Annotated in this window: 14 protein-coding genes; all 14 read left to right on the forward strand. The window is 65.7% G+C overall.

What is annotated here, in order from left to right:
• The first annotated feature begins 8 nt into the window (after nt 1-8).
• The 14 genes from KJ554_10670 to KJ554_10735 all read left to right on the forward strand — a co-directional run bounded on the left by KJ554_10670 (nt 9) and on the right by KJ554_10735 (nt 21,937).
• A complete protein-coding gene (locus KJ554_10670) occupies nt 9-6,584 on the forward strand; it encodes a hypothetical protein (GenBank protein ID MBU0742798.1) in 6,576 nt (2,191 codons plus the stop codon).
• On the forward strand, nt 6,574-7,521 hold the full coding sequence (locus KJ554_10675; protein MBU0742799.1) for a M28 family peptidase: 948 nt from the start codon (nt 6,574-6,576) through the stop codon (nt 7,519-7,521). Before KJ554_10670 ends, KJ554_10675 begins: the two co-directional genes overlap by 11 nt.
• A 180-nt stretch (nt 7,522-7,701) precedes the next feature.
• Nucleotides 7,702-8,295: a ribosome maturation factor RimP gene (locus KJ554_10680; GenBank protein ID MBU0742800.1), complete on the forward strand. Its 594-nt coding sequence runs from the start codon at nt 7,702-7,704 to the stop codon at nt 8,293-8,295.
• Nucleotides 8,296-8,322: 27 nt separating this feature from the next.
• Complete coding sequence (nusA, locus tag KJ554_10685) at nt 8,323-9,900, forward strand: transcription termination factor NusA (protein MBU0742801.1); 1,578 nt, start codon at nt 8,323-8,325, stop codon at nt 9,898-9,900.
• A gap of 44 nt (nt 9,901-9,944) precedes the next feature.
• Nucleotides 9,945-10,316, forward strand: a complete 372-nt coding sequence (locus KJ554_10690) for a ribosomal L7Ae/L30e/S12e/Gadd45 family protein (protein MBU0742802.1) — start codon at nt 9,945-9,947, stop codon at nt 10,314-10,316.
• A gap of 68 nt (nt 10,317-10,384) precedes the next feature.
• Nucleotides 10,385-13,264 carry a translation initiation factor IF-2 gene (infB, locus tag KJ554_10695; GenBank protein MBU0742803.1) on the forward strand — a complete coding sequence of 960 codons (2,880 nt, stop codon included), beginning with the start codon at nt 10,385-10,387 and terminating at the stop codon, nt 13,262-13,264.
• Between the two features lie 6 nt (nt 13,265-13,270).
• The gene (gene rbfA, locus KJ554_10700; GenBank protein MBU0742804.1) at nt 13,271-14,674 is read left to right on the forward strand and encodes a 30S ribosome-binding factor RbfA; all 1,404 of its coding nucleotides are present in this window, start codon (nt 13,271-13,273) and stop codon (nt 14,672-14,674) included.
• A 29-nt stretch (nt 14,675-14,703) separates the two neighbouring features.
• The gene (truB, locus tag KJ554_10705; protein MBU0742805.1) at nt 14,704-15,738 is read left to right on the forward strand and encodes a tRNA pseudouridine(55) synthase TruB; all 1,035 of its coding nucleotides are present in this window, start codon (nt 14,704-14,706) and stop codon (nt 15,736-15,738) included.
• Nucleotides 15,729-16,823 carry a hypothetical protein gene (locus KJ554_10710; GenBank protein ID MBU0742806.1) on the forward strand — a complete coding sequence of 365 codons (1,095 nt, stop codon included), beginning with the start codon at nt 15,729-15,731 and terminating at the stop codon, nt 16,821-16,823. Before truB ends, KJ554_10710 begins: the two co-directional genes overlap by 10 nt.
• A gap of 15 nt (nt 16,824-16,838) precedes the next feature.
• The gene (gene rfbA / locus KJ554_10715) at nt 16,839-17,717 is read left to right on the forward strand and encodes a glucose-1-phosphate thymidylyltransferase RfbA (GenBank protein MBU0742807.1); all 879 of its coding nucleotides are present in this window, start codon (nt 16,839-16,841) and stop codon (nt 17,715-17,717) included.
• A complete protein-coding gene (gene rfbC / locus KJ554_10720; GenBank protein MBU0742808.1) occupies nt 17,718-18,263 on the forward strand; it encodes a dTDP-4-dehydrorhamnose 3,5-epimerase in 546 nt (181 codons plus the stop codon).
• Between the two features lie 62 nt (nt 18,264-18,325).
• Nucleotides 18,326-18,937: an adenylyl-sulfate kinase gene (gene cysC, locus KJ554_10725; protein MBU0742809.1), complete on the forward strand. Its 612-nt coding sequence runs from the start codon at nt 18,326-18,328 to the stop codon at nt 18,935-18,937.
• A gap of 349 nt (nt 18,938-19,286) precedes the next feature.
• Nucleotides 19,287-19,556 (forward strand): 30S ribosomal protein S15, encoded by a 270-nt coding sequence (gene rpsO / locus KJ554_10730; protein MBU0742810.1) that lies wholly within the window; start codon nt 19,287-19,289, stop codon nt 19,554-19,556.
• A gap of 200 nt (nt 19,557-19,756) precedes the next feature.
• Nucleotides 19,757-21,937, forward strand: a complete 2,181-nt coding sequence (locus KJ554_10735) for a polyribonucleotide nucleotidyltransferase (GenBank protein MBU0742811.1) — start codon at nt 19,757-19,759, stop codon at nt 21,935-21,937.
• Nucleotides 21,938-21,940: the final 3 nt, after the last annotated feature.

The raw sequence follows: 21,940 nt of genomic DNA on the forward strand, positions 1-21,940 counted from the left end.
GCGACCCGATGGGCAGCCGCATCAGCAGCAAGGACTCGTGGTATTGCCGGCTGTTGCCCGCGCCCCTGCTGTTGATCGCACTGCTGTCGGCCGCTCCCGCCTGCGCCGATCCGGATTACGGCGGCCCGATCCTGCCGGGAATCGATCCCCTGATCAACGGTACCCGCGACGCGCGCCTGCTGGGCGTGGACCGTCTCATCGTCCGGGAGCGGATCCTGGAGCAAGGTCCGGACCCCGTGGACGGGGAGGGTCTCCCGGATTACGACAAGCGCATGTGGCATCTGTCCCTCAAGAGGGCCGGGGTGGACCTGAAGCGCATGATCACGGTGGTCGAGCCCGCGAGCTACTACGGGCTGGAAACCGTGTTCAGATACCCCGCCTACCACTTTCTGTTCCAGTCCCCGCAGACGTTGCCCGGCGGCTTCATCTACTACCCGCCGCGCAACGTGGACGCCGTCGAGATCGACCTGTTCGTGGATGACATCGACAACGCGTTCGCGCGCAAGCTGGCGGTGTGCAACGTTCGCAACCGCCTCATGCAGCTCAACGCCTACGGCGAAGGCGGCATCCGCCGCGACGACGACGGCCTGATCAACCTGACCATCCCCATCAAGATCCCCCGCACCCTGGAAAAGATCATCGGGCGCGGGGAGAAGACCAGCATACGCATCTCCGGTCGCGAACGCATTTCGATCTCCGGCGAGACGTCCCGCTCCAACCGGTTCACGGCCACCGAGCGGCGGCAGAACCAGAGCTGGTTCCCGACCCTCGACATGGAGCAGCAACTGCAGATCAACCTGTCGGGGCAGATCGGCGAGAAGATCAAGCTGGAAGTGGATCACAACAGCGATGTGATCGGACCCGACGCGACGAAGATCCGGCTGACCTTCGAGGGCGGCGAGGACGACGTCATCCAGTCCATCGAGACCGGAGACGTGGGTCTCACGTTGCCGGGCAGCCAGCTGCTGGGCTACAGCTCCAACAAGTCGGGGCTCTTCGGCATCAAGACCGAGGGCCAGGTCGGTTCCACCGAGTTCACGGTGGTGGCCAGCAAGCAGAAGGCCGAATCGGCGTCCAAGTCATTCAACTCCCAGGGCGGCTCGGTCGGCGAGCACATCATCGAGGCCTACCGCTATCTCAACAACCGCTTCTTCCGGCTCGACCTGCCCCAGGACGACCTTGTCGCTCACGACTATCCGGACAACCCGGGCCGCAACAGCAGCGTCGAGACGATCAATCGCAATTCGGTCCAGGTCTACCGGTTCATCGGCGCGGGCCTGCAGCAGACCGGCGACATCCGCAACATCGTCGCGATTCCCGACACGACCGGTCGCTGGGACGAGGCGTACATCCAGGACGCGCTGGTGACCAACCCGGACGGGTTGCAGTATGGCGAGCTGTGGCGTCCGGTCCCCTTCGAGATCCTCATCGACCAGGACGAGAACCTGGTGGCCATCGATCTGCTGAACGAGCAGGACGTGCGCGGCCTGCTGGCGGTGACCTACGACGTGGCCCACGCCGACGGCACGCGCTGGCGCGTGGGCGACAAGCCCGGCGAGGACGAGGGCCAGCGCGTGGATATCGACGGCGAGCTCTACTACAAGATGAAGCTGCTCAAGCCGCAGATCGCGGACCGATTCACCTGGCAGTACGTGCTGCGCAACATCTACCCGCTGGGCGGCACCAACATCGACGCTTCGACCTTCGATCTGCGCATCGAGCTCAACACCTTCACCGATTTTCCCAATCAGGACCTGACGGCCGACGGCGTCGGCAGCCGCCTGGACTGGTTCCGGATCTTCGGCCTGGACCGCGAGGACCAGCAGTCCAACGCAGGATCAGACGGCCTGGTCGACAAGCACCGGACTGTCATCTTCGACTATGTGCGGGGACTGCTCAAGTTCCCCCTGGACTTCCCCGAGCCCTTCAACGCGCCACAGGCGGTCTACGAGGCCTACGCGGATTCCTCGGCCTTCGACTTCGCGACGTCGCAATTATCCAGCAACCTCATACCCGAGATCTACGACTGGCAGACGAACCCCAACAACCTGTCGAACTACACCCAGTACCGCCTGGTGGCCAGCCATGCGGCTGCGTCCAGCTCGTTCAACCTCGGCGTGTCGAACATCGAGGAGGGATCCGAGACGGTCACCCTGGACGGGCGGACCCTGACCCGCGGCACCGACTACGACATCGAATACACCTTCGGCGAGGTCACCCTCAAGGGTGACGCGGCGGCCAACATCTCGCCGGACTCGCAGATCGGCGTGAACTACCAGTACGCGCCTTTTCTGGGCGGCGGCAACAGCAGCCTGCTCGGGTTCAACCTCAGCTATGCCCTGGGCCAGAACAGCAGGATGTCGACGACCTGGCTGTACGAGAGCAATCAGGTGGTCGGCCACAAGGCCAAGCTCGGCGAGGAACCCAGCCGGACCCTCGTGGGAAACGTCAACGGCCAGTTCATGTTCAGACCGCAGGTCTTGACGGGCTTCGCCAATCTGCTCAGCCGCCACGACAGCGACCGGGAGAGCACGGTCCGGGTCAACGGCGAATACGCCGTCAGCATTCCCAATCCCAACACCTTCGACGAGGTGTTCGTGGAGGACTACGAGGGGATCGACTCCTCCGATCTGATGCCGGTCAGCCGGCTCTCGTGGTCCGCCGCCAGCGCCCCGGTGCATGGACAGGGCCTGCAGCTGGATCCCACCGATCCACGCTATCCGGAGAACGCCCATCTCCTGGACCACGACTACGACCCCGATCACCGGCTCGAGACCCGCTGGTTCCTGCCCAAGGACAACACCCTGCGGCGCTACCTGAACCCGGATCTCAAGGAGGCGGAGGCCCGGGAGGCACAGCAGGTCCTGCAGATCTTCATGTCCAGCGAGGGCGAGACGTGGACGGCGGACAACTGGAGCGGCGTGATGCGCGGGCTCGGCAGCGCCGGCGTGGACCTGACCAAGACGCAGTTCCTCGAGTTCTGGGTCAACGATTACCGCCACGAGGAGCTGGGCAGCGAACGCACCGGCACGCTGCACTTCGACTTCGGCTACATCAGCGAGGACTTCTACTGGCCGAAGCTGGCGGGCGGCTCCCTGCAGACGGGCACCTTCCAGCGGGAGGACGGGATCCTCGACGGCACGCCCAACGGCCTCTGGACCATCGACGAGGACGTGGGCCTCGGCAACGACCCGACCGACGACCAATACAGCGCGGAATACAACAGCAGTTCCGATCCGTTTCCCCACATCAACGGCACCCGGCTGAACAACCGCGAGGACTCCGAGGACCTCAACGGCAACACCACCTTTGACCGGCAGAACGGGTTCTTCACCATCAGCGTGGACCTGGCCGACTCCGCCCTGGTGGATGTGCTGCGCGACTTCCCGGCCAGCGAGGTGGACGACAACATCGCCAACCACCTGGCCTGGCGGAAGTACCGCATCCGCTTGAACGATGCGCTGCACGTCGTGCCTCCCGGCGGCACGACGCCCTATCTCGGCTCGGTCACGCACATGCGCATCTGGTTCGAGGACGACGACCCGCAGCCGGGGCAGACGTCCCGCAATCTCCAGTTCTCCGAGATCAAGTTCCTGGGCAGCCGCTGGGAACGCGAGGGCATCCGGAAGGTGCCGGTCCCCGAGGCGCCAGAGGAGCTGCTGCTCACGGATGCGGACCTGCCCGCCGGCGACGTCTTCTTCATCGGCGAGGTCAACAACAAGGAGAATCCCGACTACACCCCCCCCTTCTCGCTGCACATGGAGAACAAGATCGCCGAGAAGGAGACCTCGCTGGTCGTCGACTACCAGAACCTGGACCATCAGCACCTGGTACGCGCCAGCCGTCTGGTGTCGACCCGAGGCGAGGATTTCACGCAATACGGCCGCCTGGTCTTCTACGTCTACAACCCGCGCTTCGAGCAGGCGGACATGGAGGTCTTCTACCGGGTGGGCGCGGACACGCTGAACTTCTACGAGGTCAATTACCGCTTCGACGACAGCGCCGGGGCCCGGACGGGCTGGCGCGAGATCACGCTCGACCTGGCCGAGCTCAGCAACGCCAAGCTGGCGCCGCGCGATCCCCTCGGCGGCTGGATCGAGACGGAGGTGGCCGACGCCCTGGTAGACCGGCTCTACGAGGTGAGGGTGGTGGGGGCGCCCGACCTGCGTCGCGTCAAGCGCCTGTACCTCGGTGTCCGGAACACCGATCGGACCACGCCCGCCAGCGGATACTTCTACTTCAACGACGTGCGCCTGCGAGAGGTCAAGCGGGATATCGGTCACGCCGAGCGGGTCGCCCTCAGCGTCAGCATGGCCGATGTGATCAAGGTCGATTTCGACTGGGCGCGCCGGGACGCCGAATTCCACGGGCTGAACCAGTCCACCGGCCAGGGCTACACCAACGAGGACTGGAATTTCAGTTCCAGCTTCAAGCTCGATGATTTCGTACCCATGCTGGGCTTCCGCATGCCGCTGAGCTTCGGCAAGCAGCAAGGTATCAAGCGCCCGAAGTACCTGACCAACAGCGACATCGAGATCATCGACGAGCAACTGCGTCACGAGCGATCTTCCAGGGATCAGCGCGAGAACTTCTCGATACGGCTCTTCCACGCGCCCTCCAAGTTCTCCCTGCTGCGTTTTCTGGTGGATCCCTGGTCAATCTCGCTGAGCGGTTCGCGCAACGAGAACGACACGCCGTTGACGCGGCTGAACGGGGAGAACTGGCAGGGGTCGGTCTCCTACGATCTCAATTTCAAGAGCAGGCACCAGCTGGGCGACCTCCCTCTGCTGAACGTGGTGCCCGTCGTCAAGAGCATCTCGCTGATGCCCTCGAAGATGTCCTTCAGCGGCAGTTTCAGCGGCTCGACCCAGCACGTCGCCAACTACAACGTCCTCGAGGGCGATTACGTCGACCGGCCCGTCAACAGGACGCGCAGCGGCAACCTCAAGGGCACCATCGCCCACAAGCCGTTGCCCATCGCGGACGTGAACCTGACGGTCCGCTCCGACCGCGACATGTTCCGTCCGCGGGAGGTGCTGGGAATCAACGTGGGCACCGAGACGGTCTACAGCCATCAGTTCCAGATCCGCTTCTCCACGCCCAACACCCTGGGCCTGCCCAAGACCTGGGTCTTCATGCCCCTCAACAAGGCCTTCACGTCCCTGAAGAAGACCCGGCCCTCGCTGGATTATCAGAGTTCGTTCACGGACGATCACTCGCGGAACGTCATGCAGGAGGGGGATCCGCCGGGGACGAAGAACCTGCAGAACTCCGGCGACTGGACCTTCAGGGCGTCCGTACCCATCAACGAGACCTTCAGGAAGCTATTCCCCGCGAAGACCGGTCTGTCCGATCGCGAGCGGGAGATGCGGCTCAGGGAAGAGGAGAAGCTGAGGCGCCGGCAGGGCGCCACCGGCGCGGGTGACGCCGCAGCGGAGGAATTCGACGATCCCCGTCTCGATGATCCGACGCTCACGCCCGCGGAGCGCCAGGCGATCATCGACGAGCTGTTGATCGAGCAGAACCTGCAGCGGGACCGGGATGACGAAGAGCACCGGCAGCGCCGGCAGGGGGAAGGCGGCGAAGGCGGCGGGGAGGTCGCCGAGGTCGAGAGTGAGACTGAAGGCGGCTCGCCCGACGGCGGCGGTTTCGCGATCCCCAATCCCTTCAGCCCCCTGCTGTCGGTCCTGCGCGATCTCGAACCCATCCAGTTCAATTATACCAGGAAGAGATCCAGCGGATACGGACGCTTCCAGAACTCGGCGCCGTTCTGGTACAAACTCGGTTTCGCCCAGACCATCGACGAGCCGGATTCGCTCTACGTGGTCTACAACACGCGCAGCACCCAGAACCTGACCATGTCGACCACGGCCAAGCTCTCGCGGATGATGTCGGTCGATCTGAAGTTCAACAAGAGCCGCAGCGAGATCATCAGCGTGGGCACGCACGGCTGGTCCTACGCACAGGACTGGCCGGACGTGAACTTGTCGGTGGTGGGCCTCGAGAAGCTGGGGATCATGGGGGGCGGGGACGGACTCTTCAGATCGGCAGGCCTGCAGTTGAACTACAAGTACTCGCGGAGCGTACCCTCGTACACCGCGGTCAGTTACAATCCACGCGAGAACCGGACGATCTCGCCGCGTTTGAACATGACGCTGCAGAACGGCCTGACCCTGTCCCTCAACACCGCCCTGGGCGTGGACCGCAACAAGACCGCCGGCGCCCAGGAGATCTCGGACCGCTTCAACGTCAATCTGCAGGTCCGCCATACCTTCCGCGCCGAGGGTCTGCTGGCCCGCCTCGGGCTGTATCGTCCGGGCGTGCAGCCGACCGTGAACATGGACGTGGACATCTCGTACAACAAGAGCTCGACGCGGCGCTGGAATCCCAGCACCGATTCCTCGGGCAAGCCGGACACGGAGATCGGCACCTCGCGCATCGGCGTCAACCCGCGTTTCAGCTACCAGATAACGCGCAACCTCTCCGGTGCGTTACGCCTGAGTTTCAGCCGAAACAAGGTCGACGAGACGGACAGCGTGACCAGCAGCTTCGGTCTCGGTATGGAGGCGACATTTGTATTCTAGCAAGTCTTTCACGGCGTGGATGATCCTGGCGGCGTTTATCCTGGCCACCGGGGCGGCGGCGCGCCGGGACCGGGCGGATGACGCCTTCTCCGGCGAGCGGGCCATGGCCTTGCTCGAGATGCAGTGCGACATGGGGCCCCGCCTGCCCGGTTCCCCCGGGCACCAGGCCTTGCGGCTGTCGATCGAGTCTCACGCGGATTCCCTGGGACTGGGCTTTGCCAGCCTTTGTTTCGACCGTGCCGATCCCGGGGGCGGCGGCGCGCTGCACCTCTGCAATCTGGTTGTCACCTGCGGGGACGGTGACGGCCCACCCCTCTGGCTGGGCGCCCACTACGACACGCGCCCCCATTGCGATCTGGAGCCTGACCCCGCCCAGGCGGCCCTGCCGCTGATCGGCGCCAACGACGGCGCCAGCGGCGTGGCCGTCCTGCTGCACCTGGCGGAGTTGTTCGCCGCCGTGCCTCCGTCGCGGCCGGTAGCCCTGATCTTCTTCGACGGTGAGGACTCCGGCCTGCAGGGCAACCTGTCGAGTTATTGCCTGGGCTCGCAACATCTCGCCGAGCGCTGGGACGACTTCGGCTCCCCCCTGGCCGGACCGCGCCCGGAAGGCCTCATCGTGATCGACATGGTGGGCGAGCGGGGCCTCGACATTCCGTACGAACCGATGTCCTGGCGCGCCGCGGGGGACTGGCTGGAGGCAATATTCCACAGGGCCTTCGAGCTGGGCCTGACCGCCTTTCGTCCTGAACCCGGCCGGAACGTCTACGACGACCACGTTCCCTTCATCCAGTGCGGTCTGCGGGCCGTGGACCTGATCGATTTCGATTTTCCACAGTGGCACACGACCGGCGACATACCCGCCGTCTGCGCCCCCGCCAGCCTGGAGCAGGTGGGTCGCTTGCTGGCGGATATCGCGTATCGCCCCCTGGATCATTAACCTGCCGGACGCGCCGACCCGTCGTTTTTTCCTTGCTACACCCTGTCGGGTGCAGTTACTATTGTGTCGCTTCAGGAGTGCGCCACGCGGCGTGGTTTTTGGAGTGGGCGCAAGTCCACTTCTTTTCGTATGTGCCCATGACGTGGTGAAACCTGGCGATGTCGGGAAGGTGACTCGACCGTGAACCGTTACGAGTTGTCAGCCAGAGTCATCGGTCTGCTCGAGGATCCGCTCGCCGAACTCGGCTTCGAACTGCTGGACGTGCGCATCTACCAGGGAGGCGGCCGGCTCACGCTGCGCGTCTACCTGGATACCGAGAACGGCGTCTCGGCTGACGATTGCGCCCGCGCCTCCCGCACGGTGGGCATGCTGCTGGAGGAAACGGATCTGGTGGCGGACGCCTACCTGATCGAGGTGACGTCACCCGGCGTGAGACGCCCCTTGCGGACACCCGCCCATTTCCGGGGCGCCGTCGGCCAGGACGTCATCCTGAAGGTCTTCGCCGCCAAGGGAGCGCGTTCGCTCAAGGGCAGGCTGCTCGAGGCCGGCGACACGGAGCTCGTCCTGGAACCCGCCGCCGCGGCCGAACAATCCGGCGCCGAGACGGACGCGAAGGTCCTGCACCTGAAGATGGACGAGATACGCGAGGCCAACCTCGACCCGGACTTCGATGTGCAGGCGCTGATCAATGCCGACCGGCGCCGTCGCAAGCAAGACAAGAAACAGGCGCGCGAACAGCGCCGTGAGCAGAGACGCCGGCCGCGCAAGAGCTAGGCCTCGGCGTCTGGGGAGATTGAAGCCATGGACTACAACGTCCTCGACGCCCTCGCCATGATCACGAGGGAAAAGAACGTGGACCGGTCTATCGTCATCGAGTCGCTCGTGGCTGGTCTGCAGTCCGCCGCCCGCAAGAAGCTGGGCGCCGAGTCGATCATCGATGCGCGCGTGGACGAGACCACAGGCGCCATGTCCGTCGAGCTGGTCAAGACCGTGGTCGAGGAGATCGAGGACGAGGACGCCGAGATGACCATAGAGGAGGCCCGCGCCGAGTTCGGCAGCCAGGTCCAGATCGGCGACGAGTTGCGCTGGGACCTGCCGCTAGAGGATTTCGGGCGCAATGCGATCCTGGTCGCGAAGCAGATCCTGGTCCAGAAGGTCAGGGAAGCCGAGCGCTCGCAGATCTTCGACACCTACAGGGACCGCGTGGGCGAGATCATCACCGGCACCGTGCAGCAGGTGGATCGCGGAAACGTCCTGGTCAATCTCGGGCGCGTGGAGGCCCTGCTGCCCTGGCGCGAACAGATCCGCGGCGAAAAGCAACGACAGGGCGCGTCCATCCGCTGCCTCGTCATCGAAGCCCTCGACAACGCCAAGGGTCCGCAGATCATTCTGTCGCGCAGCCACCCCGGTTTCCTGAAGCTGCTCTTCGAACAGGAAGTGCCGGAGATCCAGGAAGGCATCGTCGAGATCAAGGCGGTGGCGCGGGAACCGGGCTCGCGGTCGAAGATCGCCGTGGTCTCCAACGACGACCGCGTGGACGCCGTCGGCTCCTGTGTCGGCATGAAGGGCAGCCGCGTGCAGGCCGTCACGCGGGAACTGTCCGGCGAACGCATAGACATCGTGCCCTGGAGCTCCGAGACCTCGTTGCTGATCAGCCGGGCGCTCAGTCCCGCCGAGGTCAGTAACATCATCCTCAACGAGGCCACGCATGAAGCCACGGTAGTGGTCAACGAGGATCAGCTGTCCAAGGCGATCGGCAAGGAGGGCAAGAACGTCCGGCTGGCGGCCAAGCTCACCGAATGGAAGATAGATCTGGTCTCCTCGCGCGAATACCACATCCGTCAGCGGATCAAGTCGGAGGTCTCCATGGAGCTCGAGGAGATGAACGGCGTGACCGAGAGGCTGGCGGGCCTGCTGCGCGAGGCCGGCATCCATTCCATCCGGGAACTCGCCCTCGTTCCCACCGAGACTCTGCTCGCGATCCCGGGCATCGGTCCCAAGACGGCGGAATCCCTGCAGGACACCGCTATCGTGACCATGGAGGAGCTCGATCGCATCATCGAGACCACCGTCGCGGAGGAAGTGGCCAAGGCCGAAGCCGAGGAGAAGCCGCTCTTCGACGAGAGTCTGCTCGGCGACGAATCCGTAGATGCGGAGGCGGATGCCGAGACGGGCGCGGCGGCCGGCGAGGAAGAGCAGGCCAAGGATGCCTTCCTGGATTTCGACAGCAGGCTCAACGCGATCGAGTCCGAGGAAGACGCGGCCGCCGAGGAGGATGCCGGCGCTGACGCAGCATCGGCCGCTCCCGCCGGCGAGGATGAGGCGTCGACCGTTACCGTCAGCGAGGAGGAGCCGGCGGACGAGGAGCCGAAGGTCTGAACGACAACTCCGGAATCACCGCGCGATGCGGGAGTGGCGGCGACATGACGGGTGGAGCCGGTGTCGACAAGAGCACTTTGCTGAAGCTGCTGGGGTTGGCGCACAGGGCCGGTCGCGTGGCGTGCGGATTCGACGCGGTGGCGCAGCTGGTGGCGAGGGGACGGCGGCCGCTGGTGATCGTGGCCACTGACGCGAGTCCCGGCCAGCGAGACAAGATACTGCGCTTGCGGCCGGTGCGGGAATTCTGGACCGACCGCCTGACCCGTGACGAGCTGGCACCGGCCCTGGGGCGCAAGGAACTGATCGTCGTGGCACTGGCCGACCCGGATTTCCTGCGGGGGCTGGGCAGCGGCAAGAGCGGCAAGCGTCCCCGCAAGGCACGGGGAGCGCGACGGCGACCGTCCGACGGGAAGTGACCGGCCGGCGCCTTGTGGCCGCGAATCGGGTATTTGAACGCGTTCGGCGCGGATGGAGGTTGATCGCCTTGGTCAGGAAGCTCAGGGTTTACGAACTCGCCAAGCATTACGGCGTGGAAAGCCCGACCATACTCAAGATGATGCGCGACATGCACGCCGAGGCCAAGAGCCACATGAGCGTGGTGGAAGACGACATCATCGTCCGCGTCCACGCCACCTTCCAGCACAAGCGCGAGTTGATGCGCGTCAACTACGCCAAGGCCCACAACCTGGATCCGGAGAAGCTGAAGCACGTCGCCAGCTTCATGCCCCTCGAGATGCCGCAGCCGCCGGAAGAGCCAGAGAAGGAGCAGAAGGCGGCCAAGAAGAAGCCGACCCAGAAGAAGACGGCGAAGAAGAGGGTCGCGAAGAAAAAGGCGGCCAAGAAGACCACTGCCACGAAGAAGAAGGTGGCCAAGAAGAAGACCGTCGCCAAGAAGAAGGCGCCGCCCCAGACCGACGACGTCGGCGAGACCGTCCCGCAGGTCGCGGCCAAGGCGCCCGTGCGCGGGACGCGCATCATCAAGAAGGCCGACGTGGAGGCTTCCAGGGCCGAGGCGGAAGCCGAGGCCAAGGCCGCCGAGGAGGCCGCCGAGGCCGAGACGCCCGCGGCCGAAGCCGGCACAGCCCCCGCAGAGCGGGGCGAAGCCAAGGCGAGCGGGGACGAGGAAGGGGCCGCAGGGTCCGAGGAGACGGCCCGACAAGCCGCCGGGCCCGCAGCCGAAAAGCGCAAGCCCGTCAAAAAGCGACCGCGGCGCACCGCCAAGATCATTCGCATGGGCGAGGGCGTGGTGACAACGACCACCGGCAAGGAGCAGCCCGCCGGCCGGCCGGCCAAGAAGGACAAGGCCCCGCAACCGGAGCAGACCTGGAGCTGGGGAGAAGTACGGCGCGACCTGACCGGCAGGAAGGGACGCATCGGTTCCGAGGTCAAGGACTCGGTGCGCGAGTCCGTGCAGGCTGCCATGCAGAAACGGCAGGAAATGCGCGTCCAGCAGCCGGACACGGCTCGCAAGCGCCGGCGCAACAAGAAGAAGGTCGACGAGGTCGCCGTCGCCCAGAGCGTGAAGCAGACCCTGGCCCAGATGGGCGGCGCCAAGGGCGGCAAGCGCAAGCACAAGAAGGCGGACGACGGTGAAGGCCTCGGCGTGGCGCAGCACATGCTCTGCGTGACGGAGTACATCACGGTGCAGGAGCTGGCGGAGAAATTCGAGGTTCCGCCCCGCGACCTCATCACCAAGCTCTTCGGCATCGGCTTGATGGCGACCATGAACCAGAGGCTGGACAAGGACCAGATAGAATTGTTGGCCGAGGAATTCGAGAAGGAAGTCGAGTTCCTGTCCGAGTTCGGCGAGGACGAGCTCGCGCGCGAGGCAGTCGACGTGGGCGAGCTGGAGCACAGGGCGCCGGTGGTGACGGTCATGGGCCACGTGGACCACGGCAAGACCTCGCTGCTGGACTACATCCGCAAGACGAACGTGATCGCCGGCGAGGCGGGGGGCATCACCCAGCACATCGGCGCCTACCGCGTGATGACACCGGGCGGTCCGATCACCTTCCTGGATACGCCGGGCCACGAAGCCTTCAGCGCCATGCGTGCGCGCGGCGCCCAGGTGACCGATATCGTGATCCTCGTGGTCGCGGCCGACGACCGGATCATGCCCCAGACCATAGAGGCCATCAATCACGCCAAGTCGGCCGGCGTTCCCATCATCGTGGCCGTGAACAAGATCGATCTGCCCGGTGCGCGTCCCGATCTCGTCAAGCAGGACCTGCTCAATCACGCGATCGTGGTCGAGGAGTTCGGCGGCGAGGTGCTCAGCGCCGAGATCTCGGCGAAGAAGGGCACGAGAATCGACAAGCTGCTCGAACTGGTACATCTCCAGTCCGAGGTCCTGGAGTTGCAGGCCTCGAGCCAGGGACCGGCGCTCGGCACGGTGGTCGAGGCATCCAAGGAACCCGGGCGCGGCGTGATCTTCACGGTGCTGGTAGAGCAGGGTACGCTCCGCGTGGGCGACAATTTCCTGGTGGGACTGCAGGATGGCAAGGTCCGCGCCCTGCTGGACGAACGCGGCGACCCCATCGAGAAGGTCTGTCCCGGCGAACCGGCAGTGGTGCTGGGCGCCAGCGACGTCCCGCTCGCAGGAGACCGCCTGCACGTTCTCGGTTCCGAGCGCGAGGTGCGCGACATCGCGGCCAAGCGACGCCAGCTGCAGCGCGTGCAGCAGTTCTCGGCCCCCCAGAGGACGATCACGCTGGACAATCTCGCCGAACTTGTGGCGGACAAGGACATCAAGGAGTTGCCCCTGATCGTCAAGGGCGACGTGGCGGGCTCCGTGGAGGCCATCTGCGACTCCCTGCTGCAGCTCAACACCGAGGAAGTCCAGGTGAAGATCGTCCACAAGGGCGTCGGCGCCATCAACGAGTCCGACGTCCTGCTGGCTTCCAACACGGGCGCCATGATCGTGGGCTTCCACATGCGTCCGGGCGCGGCGATCATGGACTTCGCCGCGAGCCAGCACGTCACCATCGAGAACTTCGACATCATCTACGAAGTGGTCGATACCATGAAGAAGGCCATGGCCGGCCTGCTCGACGCCGTCAAGCGCGAGGTCAGCACCGGCTCCGCCGAGGTGCGCCAGGTTTTCCGCATACCCAAGCTCGGTTCCGTGGCCGGATCCTACGTCATCGAGGGCACGATCATCCGCAATTCGCTGGTGCGGCTCGTGCGTGACGAGGTGATGATCTTCGAAGGCCGGATCAATTCGCTCAAGCGCTTCAAGGAAGATGCGAAGGAGGTCCAGGCGGGCTACGAATGCGGTATCGGCCTGGAGAATTTCCACGATCTCCAGGACGGCGACATCATCGAGACCTACCGGATCGAGGAAGAGAAGCGCTTGGAGCTCTGATCGGCCATGGACCCGTACAAGCTGCAGAGACAGGGCGCCGCCATACGCAAGGTGCTCGCCGAGCTGATCACGACCGATGTCAAGGATCCCCGCGTGGGCTTCGTGTCCATCTTGCGCGTGGAGTTGAACCGCGACCAGACGGTGGCCGAGGTCCTCTTCTCGGTGATAGGCGGCGACGAAGACCGCCGGGACACCCTCGCCGGCCTCAAGAAGGCGCGCGGTTTCCTCCAGGGCAGGCTTAGCGACATCCTGCGTCTGCGTCATACGCCGGACCTGCGTTTCGTCTACGACGACTCGGCAGACCGGGGCATGGGCGTGGACAACATCCTGGCCGAGTTGTCGGCCCGGGGGGAATTCGAGGACGAGGCGATGCGCAACCGCAAGCGGACGCTGGGTTCGCTGGAGCCGCCGGCCGATCTCCTGCGGGCCCTCGGTGCCGGACGGCGCTGCTGGATCGTCCCCCACTGGAATCCCGATCCCGACAGCATGGGCTCCGCGCTGGCCCTGGCAGAGGCCCTGCAGGCGTCGGGCAAGGAAGCCGTCGTCTTCACGTATCCCGACCCGCCTTACGGTTTCGCGAGCTTGCCGGGCTACGGAGACACCGTTCCCGCCGCAAGGGCCGCCGAGCTGCTGCTCGACGCACCTCCCGATCTCCTGCTCATGTGCGATTGCCATCACCTGAGCCGCGCGGGGGAGGACCTGGCTCCCCGGCTCAATAGCATCGGGGAGGTCTGGTGCATCGATCACCACATGATCGCGGACGGATCGGCCCCGCTGCAGGGATGGATCGAACCCCTCGCGAGTGCGGCCAGCCTGCTGGTCCTGCGTGTCGTCGAGGCGCTGGCGTCCGGCGATGTCCCGGGTGCCGACCCCTTCGAGATGACCACGGACATGGCGACGAACATCTACGCGGGGCTCTACGCGGATACCGGCGGCTTCCGTTTTCCCAACGTGCTGCCCCTGACCTTCGAGGCCGCCGGGCGCCTCGCCTCCGCCGGCGTGGACACGGCCGTCGTGGCGGAGCAGATGCTCCACCAGAGATCGCGACCGGCCACGGAGCTCCTGAAGCTCGTGATGGCCACCTTCGAGTTCCACGGTCGGGGTCGCATCCTCACCCTGCGGGCCGACAAGCGCATGATGTCCGAGACGGGCACCTCCATGTCCGACACCGAGGGCATCATCGGCCTGGCCTCGGGCACGGCCGGCGTCCGCTTCGTCGTCTTCCTCAAGGAGCGCGACGACGGCCTGTGGCGCATCTCGCTGCGCGCCACCGACGGCGGCGACGTGCAGCGTCTGGCTGCCCGGTACGACGGGGGCGGGCACGTCCTGGCCGCTGGATGCACCATCGCCGGGGATCCCTACGAGATCACCAACGACCTGGTGGCAGCCCTGTCCGAACAACTGACCTAGTCCGGGTCGATTGACCGCGGGGGAACGGTATGGCTGCGCCGCACAGGGGCTTCCTGCTGATCGACAAGCCGCGGGGCGTTTCCTCGCACGGCGTCGTCGAGACGGTGCGCCGCGTCCTCGCTCCGGGCACCCGCCGTCGCGGCGCCGGACGCTTTCGCTGCGGACACGCCGGCACGCTCGATCCTCTAGCCACCGGCCTCCTCTTGATACTCTGCGGCCCCGAGACCAGGTTGTCCCGTTTCCTCCTGGGACATGACAAGCGCTATCGCTTCACCTTGAGGCTCGGCGTGTCCACCGACACGCTGGACGCCGACGGCGAGGAAGTGGCCACCGGCGGGGCCGATTATTGCGCGGCCGACGTCGCTGCCGCCCTCGACGCGTTCCGCGGCGAGTCCCAGCAGGTGCCGCCGGTCATCTCGGCTTTGAAGCGGGGTGGCCGGCCCATGTACGCACTCGCGCGTGGCGGCGGGGACGTGCCGGAGCTGGCCGGCAGGCCGGTGCGTATCCATGACATCGGGGTCTGTGGCGAGGCGCGAAGACGCGCCGCACGGCACGGGGAGGTCTGCGACGTGGACCTTTCGGTGCACTGCGCCAGCGGCACCTACATCCGCTCGCTGGCCCGCGACATCGCCGCGGCCCTCGGTACGGTGGGCCACGTGTTCGAGCTGCGTCGCACGGCGATCGGCCCTTTCGAGGTTGCGGAAGCGCTCGGCGCCGCTAGAATGCACGATGCCGAGGCCTTGGCCGGCGCGCTGCGTCCCGCTGTCGTGGCGTTGCCAGAGATGCCGGCGCTGGCCGTCACGGCCGCCGAGGCCGCGGCCCTGCGCCAGGGCATCCAGCCGGAGACCGCGTGGCTGGCGCGTCTGCCGGAACCTCCCGTCGCCTGGCCGTCGGGGATGGGGGAGTTTTTCCGGATGGTCGACGCGGCCGGCGACCTGGTGGCCGTCGGAGAGTTGGCGCACCCGAGCGACGGGGCGAACGGGGGACCGGTGCCGCCCCGCATCGCCGCGGTCTTTCCTCCGCAGCCCGGTGAGAGTGAAAGGGATCGAGGATCTTGCGACTGATACGTTTGAGCAGCCGCTACATCACCCGCATCCTGGAGGGGCTGGAGTCCTGGCCCGCGCCCGCCTTGACCGACTGCTCGCTCGCGCTGGGCTCGTTCGACGGCTTGCATCTCGGCCACCGGGCCCTGATCGCCGCCGCCGCGGAGGCCAGGCATGCGGCGGGCCTTTCGCACAGCTGTCTCTTCACGTTCAGGGACCATCCTCGCCGTGTCCTCGATGCCGACCGGCCGCAGCTGCTCACATCCTGGCGCGAGAAGCTGAGCTTGCTGCGGGAGGCGCCCGTCGACGCCGTCGTGGCGGCGGATTTCTGTCCCGCTCTGGCGCGTCTCACCTACCAGGAATTCGTCGGGCGGTTCCTGGTCGGTTTTCTGGGCATGCGCCACATGGTCGGCGGGCACGACGTGCATCTCGGCTCCGACCGCGGCGGGAACGCCGGGACCCTGGCCGCCCTGGGCCGGGAGCTGGGCTATGGCTTCACCGTCGTGGAGGCGGTTTCCCTGCCCGACGGCAGCGTCATCAGCAGTTCGGCGATACGGGCGCTGCTGCGCTCGGGCGACGTGGCGCGGGCCGGCGCCATGCTGGGTCGGCCCTACAGCCTGTGGGGCGAGGTGGGTTACGGATCCGGGAAGGGCGCCGGCCTGGGCTACCCGACCGCGAACATCGATCCTCTGGACTCAGCCAAGATGCTGCCGGCGCCCGGTGTATACGCTGTGCGTGTCCACCTGCCTGCCGACGTGATCACCGCCGAGGATCGTCCCGGCCTGCTCGAGAGCGCGCGGGGCGAGTTGCCGGAGGTGGACAGGTGGGGGGATCCACTCGGCGCGCCAGGCACGGCCAGGGGAGTCTACGCGGGCATGCTCAACCACGGGCGCGCGCCGACGGTTCATGAAGGTGGTCTGCCGGCGCCGCGTCTTGAGGTTCACATCCTGGATTTCAGCGGCTATATTCGTGAACGCAGTCTCAAGATCGAATGGATCGCCCGCTTGCGGGACGAGCGGACTTTTGCCACCGTGGATGCGCTGCGCGAACAGCTGCGTATCGACGAACAGGCCGTGCGCAAGGCATTGCGAGCGCCTCGAGCGTGACCGGAAAGGAACGGTATGGCTGGCATGAAGAAGGGCATCGTGTTGGCGGGAGGAGCCGGCACGCGCCTCTACCCATTGACCAAGGTGGCCTCCAAGCAGCTGCAGCCCGTCTACGACAAGCCCCTCGTCTACTACCCGCTCTCTACCCTGATGCTGGGCGGCATCCGCGATGTCCTGATCATCTCCACGCCCGAGGACACGCCGCGCTTCGAGACCCTGCTCGGTGACGGAAGCAGGTGGGGCATGAGGATCACCTATGCCGTCCAGCCCGAGCCGCGGGGCATCGCCCAGGCCTTCCTGATCGGCGAGGCGTTCCTGGCCGGCGAGAGCGTCTGCCTGATCCTGGGCGACAACATCTTCTATGGCCGGATGCGCCTGGACCGCATCATCGCCGAATTTGAAGGCGGCGCGCGCGTGTTCGGGTATCCCGTGAACGATCCGCAGCGTTACGGCGTGATCGAATTCGACACGGACGGGCGCGTGCTCGGCATCGAGGAAAAGCCCGCGCACCCGCGCTCGCGCTACGCCGTGCCGGGACTCTACCTCTACGACGAGCACGTGGTGGAGTACGCCAAGGCCCTGAAACCCTCCGCCCGGGGCGAGCTGGAGATCAGCGACCTGAACACCGCGTACCTGGAGCGGGGCGAACTGACGGTCGAGAAGCTGGGGCGCGGCATCGCCTGGCTCGATACGGGCACCCATACCAGCCTGCTCGAGGCGAGCCAGTTCATTGGCGCCCTGGAAGCCCGTCAGGGCCTGAAGATAGCCTGCCTGGAGGAAGTGGCCTACATCCGCGGCTTCATCGACGACGACCAGCTCGCCGCCCTGATCGAGGACACGCCGCTATCGTCTTACCGTGAATACCTCGTGCGAGTTCTCGCGGAAGGACTGTAAGTGAAGATAACAAAGACAGATATACCGGATGTCCTGGTGATCGAGCCCAATGTCTTCCAGGACGAACGGGGTTTCTTCCTGGAGAGCTTCAACGTCCGCGCCTGGCGGGAAGCCACCGGGCTGGAGACGGTTTTCGTGCAGGACAATCACTCGTGTTCGAATCACGGCGTGGTCCGGGGCTTGCATTACCAGGTCGAATCGGTCCAGGGCAAGCTGGTCCGCGTGGTGCGCGGGGAGATCTACGACGTGGCGCTGGACCTGCGCCGCAGTTCTCCCACCTGCGGACGCTGGACGGGCGTCTTGCTCTCCGAGGCGAACAAGCGGCTATGCTGGATCCCCGCCGGATTCGCCCACGCCTTCATGGCCCTCTCGGAGACGGCCGATGTCCTGTACAAGACGACGGACTACTACGCTCCCGAACACGAGCGCAGCATCTGCTGGGACGATCCGGATCTGGCCATCGACTGGCCGCTGCCAGCGAACGCAGTCCTGTCGGAGAAGGACAGGCGCGCCGTACCGTTCCGCGAGGCCGAACTGCTGCCCTGATCCCGCAGCCTGGTTTCGCGTCCTTCGAGCCGGCGGCTCGCGCCGCACCAGAGAGGAAGACGATGACCTCACCGAAAAGCCGCAACATCACCTGGACCCATTCCGCCATCAAGCGCACCGAGCGCGCCGAGCGCAACGGGCATCGCAGCGCGATCCTCTGGTTCACCGGGCTGTCCGGCTCGGGCAAGTCCACGCTCTCGCACTGTGTGGAGAAGGCCCTCTTCGCACGGGGTTGTCAGACCTACATCCTGGACGGCGACAACATACGCTTCGCCCTGAACCGCGATCTGGGCTTCAGCCCCGACGACCGCACCGAGAACATCCGCCGCATCGGCGAGGTGGCCAAGCTGATGCTGGACGCTGGTGTCATCGTGCTGACGGCCTTCATCTCGCCGTACCGTACCGACCGCGATGTCAACCGCGAGCTGGTCGAGGACGGGGATTTCATCGAGATCTACACCAAATGCGCCCTGGAGGAGTGCGAGAACCGCGATCCCAAGGGCCTGTACAAGAAGGCCCGCGCCGGGGAGATCAAGGAGTTCACGGGCATCAGCGCCCCGTACGAGGAGCCGCTCCATCCCGAGATCGTGGTCGAAACCGACGCCCACGACGTGGACCACTGCGTCGCGCAGATCGTCGCGGACCTGGTCGAGCGGGGCGTGCTGGACGTCTGAGCGCCCGGGCTTCGCCAGATGGTCAAAGTATCTGGCGTAAGAGGTTGTCGGCATTGAAAATGAAAGATCCGGGCATATCTCGACGAACGCGATCTCTCAAGTCGGGCCCGAGCGGGCCGATGGCAATCGCATATCCCGCTTGCCAGGTGCGCTCGCGTCGTCTATATTGCAGGGCGCGTCGGGGGGGCGGGGCTCATTGCCCTGCGTTTTTATAATACCCGACGAACATAGCGGGTTGACGAGCCGAGAGGCGACCGTGTCCCGCCGACGGCGAACCGAGACAAGTTCCGTCGGCAGGGCGTCAACCTGCGGCCATCGTGACGTCGAAGTCTGAAGGAGGTTCTCGACGATGGCATTTACGAAAGAACAGAAAGACCAGGTAATTGCGTCGTTCAGGAAGCACGACAGCGACTCCGGTTCGCCGGAGGTGCAGATCGCGCTGCTGACCGCCCGCATCACGCATCTGACCGATCATTTCAAGACCCACAAGAAGGACTACCATTCCCGCCGCGGTCTCTTGAAGATGGTCGGCCAGCGCAAGCGGCTGCTCAATTACCTGAAGAAGAAGGATCTCGACAGCTATCGCTCCCTCATCAAGGAACTCGGCATCCGCGGTTGAGACCGCGGGGGCGCGCTTTGGATTCGCTCGAGATCAAACGCGTGGAGAGTGGTTTCCGTGAGCAAGGCCGCGGCGTGGTGAACGTCCGCGGCATCTCCGCGTTTGGGCGCCGAGGCCCGGCCGGAGACCGATGTACAGCAGGGAAGAGTGGAAAGACAGAAAAAGCTGCAGTTGAAAGCTGAGGAAGGAAGTAAACGGAGATGAACGTACACACAGTCACACTGGAAATGAACGGGACCGAATTCTCCCTCGAGACGGGCCGGATGGCCCGTCAGGCCGGCGGCTCCGTGTTCGTCGGCATGGGCGACACGCGGGCCCTGGTGACGGCGACCGCGGACAAGCAGCCCAGCGACAGGGATTTCCTGCCCCTGTTCGTCGAGTACCGCAACAAGACCTACGCCGCCGGCAAGATCCCGGGCGGCTTCTTCAAGCGCGAAGCGCGTCCCAGCGAGCGCGAGACGCTCTCCTGCCGTCTGATCGACAGGCCCCTGCGTCCCATGTTCCCCGATGGTTACCGCCACGCGACGGACGTGGTGTCGTTCATCGTCAGCTCCGACGACGACTACCACGCGGACGTGCTCAGCATCACCGGCGCCTCCTGCGCCCTGAACCTCTCCGACATCCCGTTCACGGAGTACGTGTCCGGTGTGCGCGTGGCCGAGACGGAAGGCGAACTCGTCGTCAACCCGTCCTTCGACCAGCTGTCCGAGTCGAACATGGACTTGGTCGTCGCCGGCACCGACGATATCATCTGCATGATCGAGGGCTCCTGCCTGGAGATCAACGAGGACACCCTGCTCGACGCCATCGATTTCGCCCACGGCTGGATACGCAAGCTGAACGCCATGCAGCGCGAGCTGGTCGCCAAGGCCGGCGCCAAGGAGAAGTTCGCCATTGCGGTGCCGCAGCTGGACGAGGCCAAATTCGCGGCCGTGAGGGATTTCGCGAGCGCAGAGCTCGAAGCCGCCGTGCGCACCGCAGCCAAGCTGGAGCGGCAGGACGCTTTGGCGGCCCTCCAGCAGAAGGTCGGCGAGCAGTTCGCCGACGAGAACGGCACCCCCGATCCGGTCGCCCTCGCCGCTTTCGCCAAGCTGGAGAAGCAGATCATGCGCGCCATGGTCGTCAAGGAAGGCGTGCGCGCGGACGGCCGCGATCTCACCACCGTGCGGCCCATCACCATCGACCTGGGCGTGCTGCCCCGCGCCCACGGTTCGGCGCTGTTCACACGCGGCGAGACCCAGTCGCTGGGCACCGTGACCCTGGGCACCAAGATGGACGAGCAGAAGATCGACGCCCTGGAAGGGGAGTGGTGGAACAACTACTACCTCCACTACAACTTCCCGCCCTTCAGCGTCGGCGAGACCGGGCGCTACAGCGGCACCGGCCGCCGCGAGATCGGCCACGGCAAGCTCGGCGAGCGCGCCATCAAGCCGGTGCTGCCCACGCACGAGGACTTCCCCTACACGATCCGCATCGTCTCGGACATCCTCGAGTCCAACGGGTCGAGCTCCATGGCCACGGTCTGCTCCGGCTGCCTGGCCCTGCTGCAGGCCGGCGTGCCCATCACGAAGTCCGTGGCTGGCGTGGCCATGGGCCTGATCAAGGAGGGCGACGACGTCGCCGTGCTGACGGACATCCTGGGCGTCGAGGACCATCTCGGCGACATGGACTTCAAGGTGACCGGCACCCGCGACGGCATAACGGCCTTCCAGATGGACACCAAGATCGGCGGCATCACCCGCGAGATCATGACCCGGGCCCTGGCCGACGCGCGCAACGCCCGCAACCACATCCTGGACGTGATGGACGCGGTCATCTCGGAGCCGGCGCCGGAGCTGTGCGCGTATGCCCCGAAGATCGTCACCATCCAGATCCCGCCCAAGAAGATCGGCGAACTCATCGGCCCGGGCGGCAAGGTCATCAAGAAGCTCCAGGAGGAGACCGAGACCAACATCGAGATCAATGACGAGGGCATGGTCTTCGTCTCCGCGCCGGACCAGGCCAAGGGCGACGAGTGCATCGCCCGCATCCGCCTGATGATGACCGAACCCGAGATCGGCGCGGTCTACACCGGCCGCGTGGTCTCGATCGTCGACTTCGGCGCCTTCGTGGAGTACCTGCCCGGCAAGGAGGGCCTGCTCCACATCTCCGAACTCGAGCATTTCCGCGTCGGCAACGTCGAGGACGTGCTGACCCTCAACGAGAATGTGGAGGTCAAGCTCGTCGAGGTGGACGGCCGCACCGGCAAGGTGCGTCTGAGCCGCAAGGCCCTGCTGCCCGTGCCCGAGGGTATGGAAGCCCAGCCAGCCAACAGCGGCCGCGGCGGCCGTGGCGGACAAGACCGCGGCGGCGACCGGCGCCCGCCCCGGCGCCGGCGCTAGCAG

Source organism: bacterium, from assembly GCA_018814885.1.
Taxonomy (GTDB): Bacteria; Krumholzibacteriota; Krumholzibacteriia; order LZORAL124-64-63; family LZORAL124-64-63; genus JAHIYU01.

Coding starts and splice junctions, on each gene's coding strand:
- KJ554_10670 (MBU0742798.1), top strand. CDS start 9: ATGGGCAGCCGCATCAGCAGCAAGGACTCGTGGTATTGCCGGCTGTTG.
- nusA (MBU0742801.1), top strand. CDS start 8,323: ATGGACTACAACGTCCTCGACGCCCTCGCCATGATCACGAGGGAAAAG.
- KJ554_10690 (MBU0742802.1), top strand. CDS start 9,945: ATGACGGGTGGAGCCGGTGTCGACAAGAGCACTTTGCTGAAGCTGCTG.
- rbfA (MBU0742804.1), top strand. CDS start 13,271: ATGGACCCGTACAAGCTGCAGAGACAGGGCGCCGCCATACGCAAGGTG.
- truB (MBU0742805.1), top strand. CDS start 14,704: ATGGCTGCGCCGCACAGGGGCTTCCTGCTGATCGACAAGCCGCGGGGC.
- rfbA (MBU0742807.1), top strand. CDS start 16,839: ATGGCTGGCATGAAGAAGGGCATCGTGTTGGCGGGAGGAGCCGGCACG.
- cysC (MBU0742809.1), top strand. CDS start 18,326: ATGACCTCACCGAAAAGCCGCAACATCACCTGGACCCATTCCGCCATC.
- rpsO (MBU0742810.1), top strand. CDS start 19,287: ATGGCATTTACGAAAGAACAGAAAGACCAGGTAATTGCGTCGTTCAGG.
- KJ554_10735 (MBU0742811.1), top strand. CDS start 19,757: ATGAACGTACACACAGTCACACTGGAAATGAACGGGACCGAATTCTCC.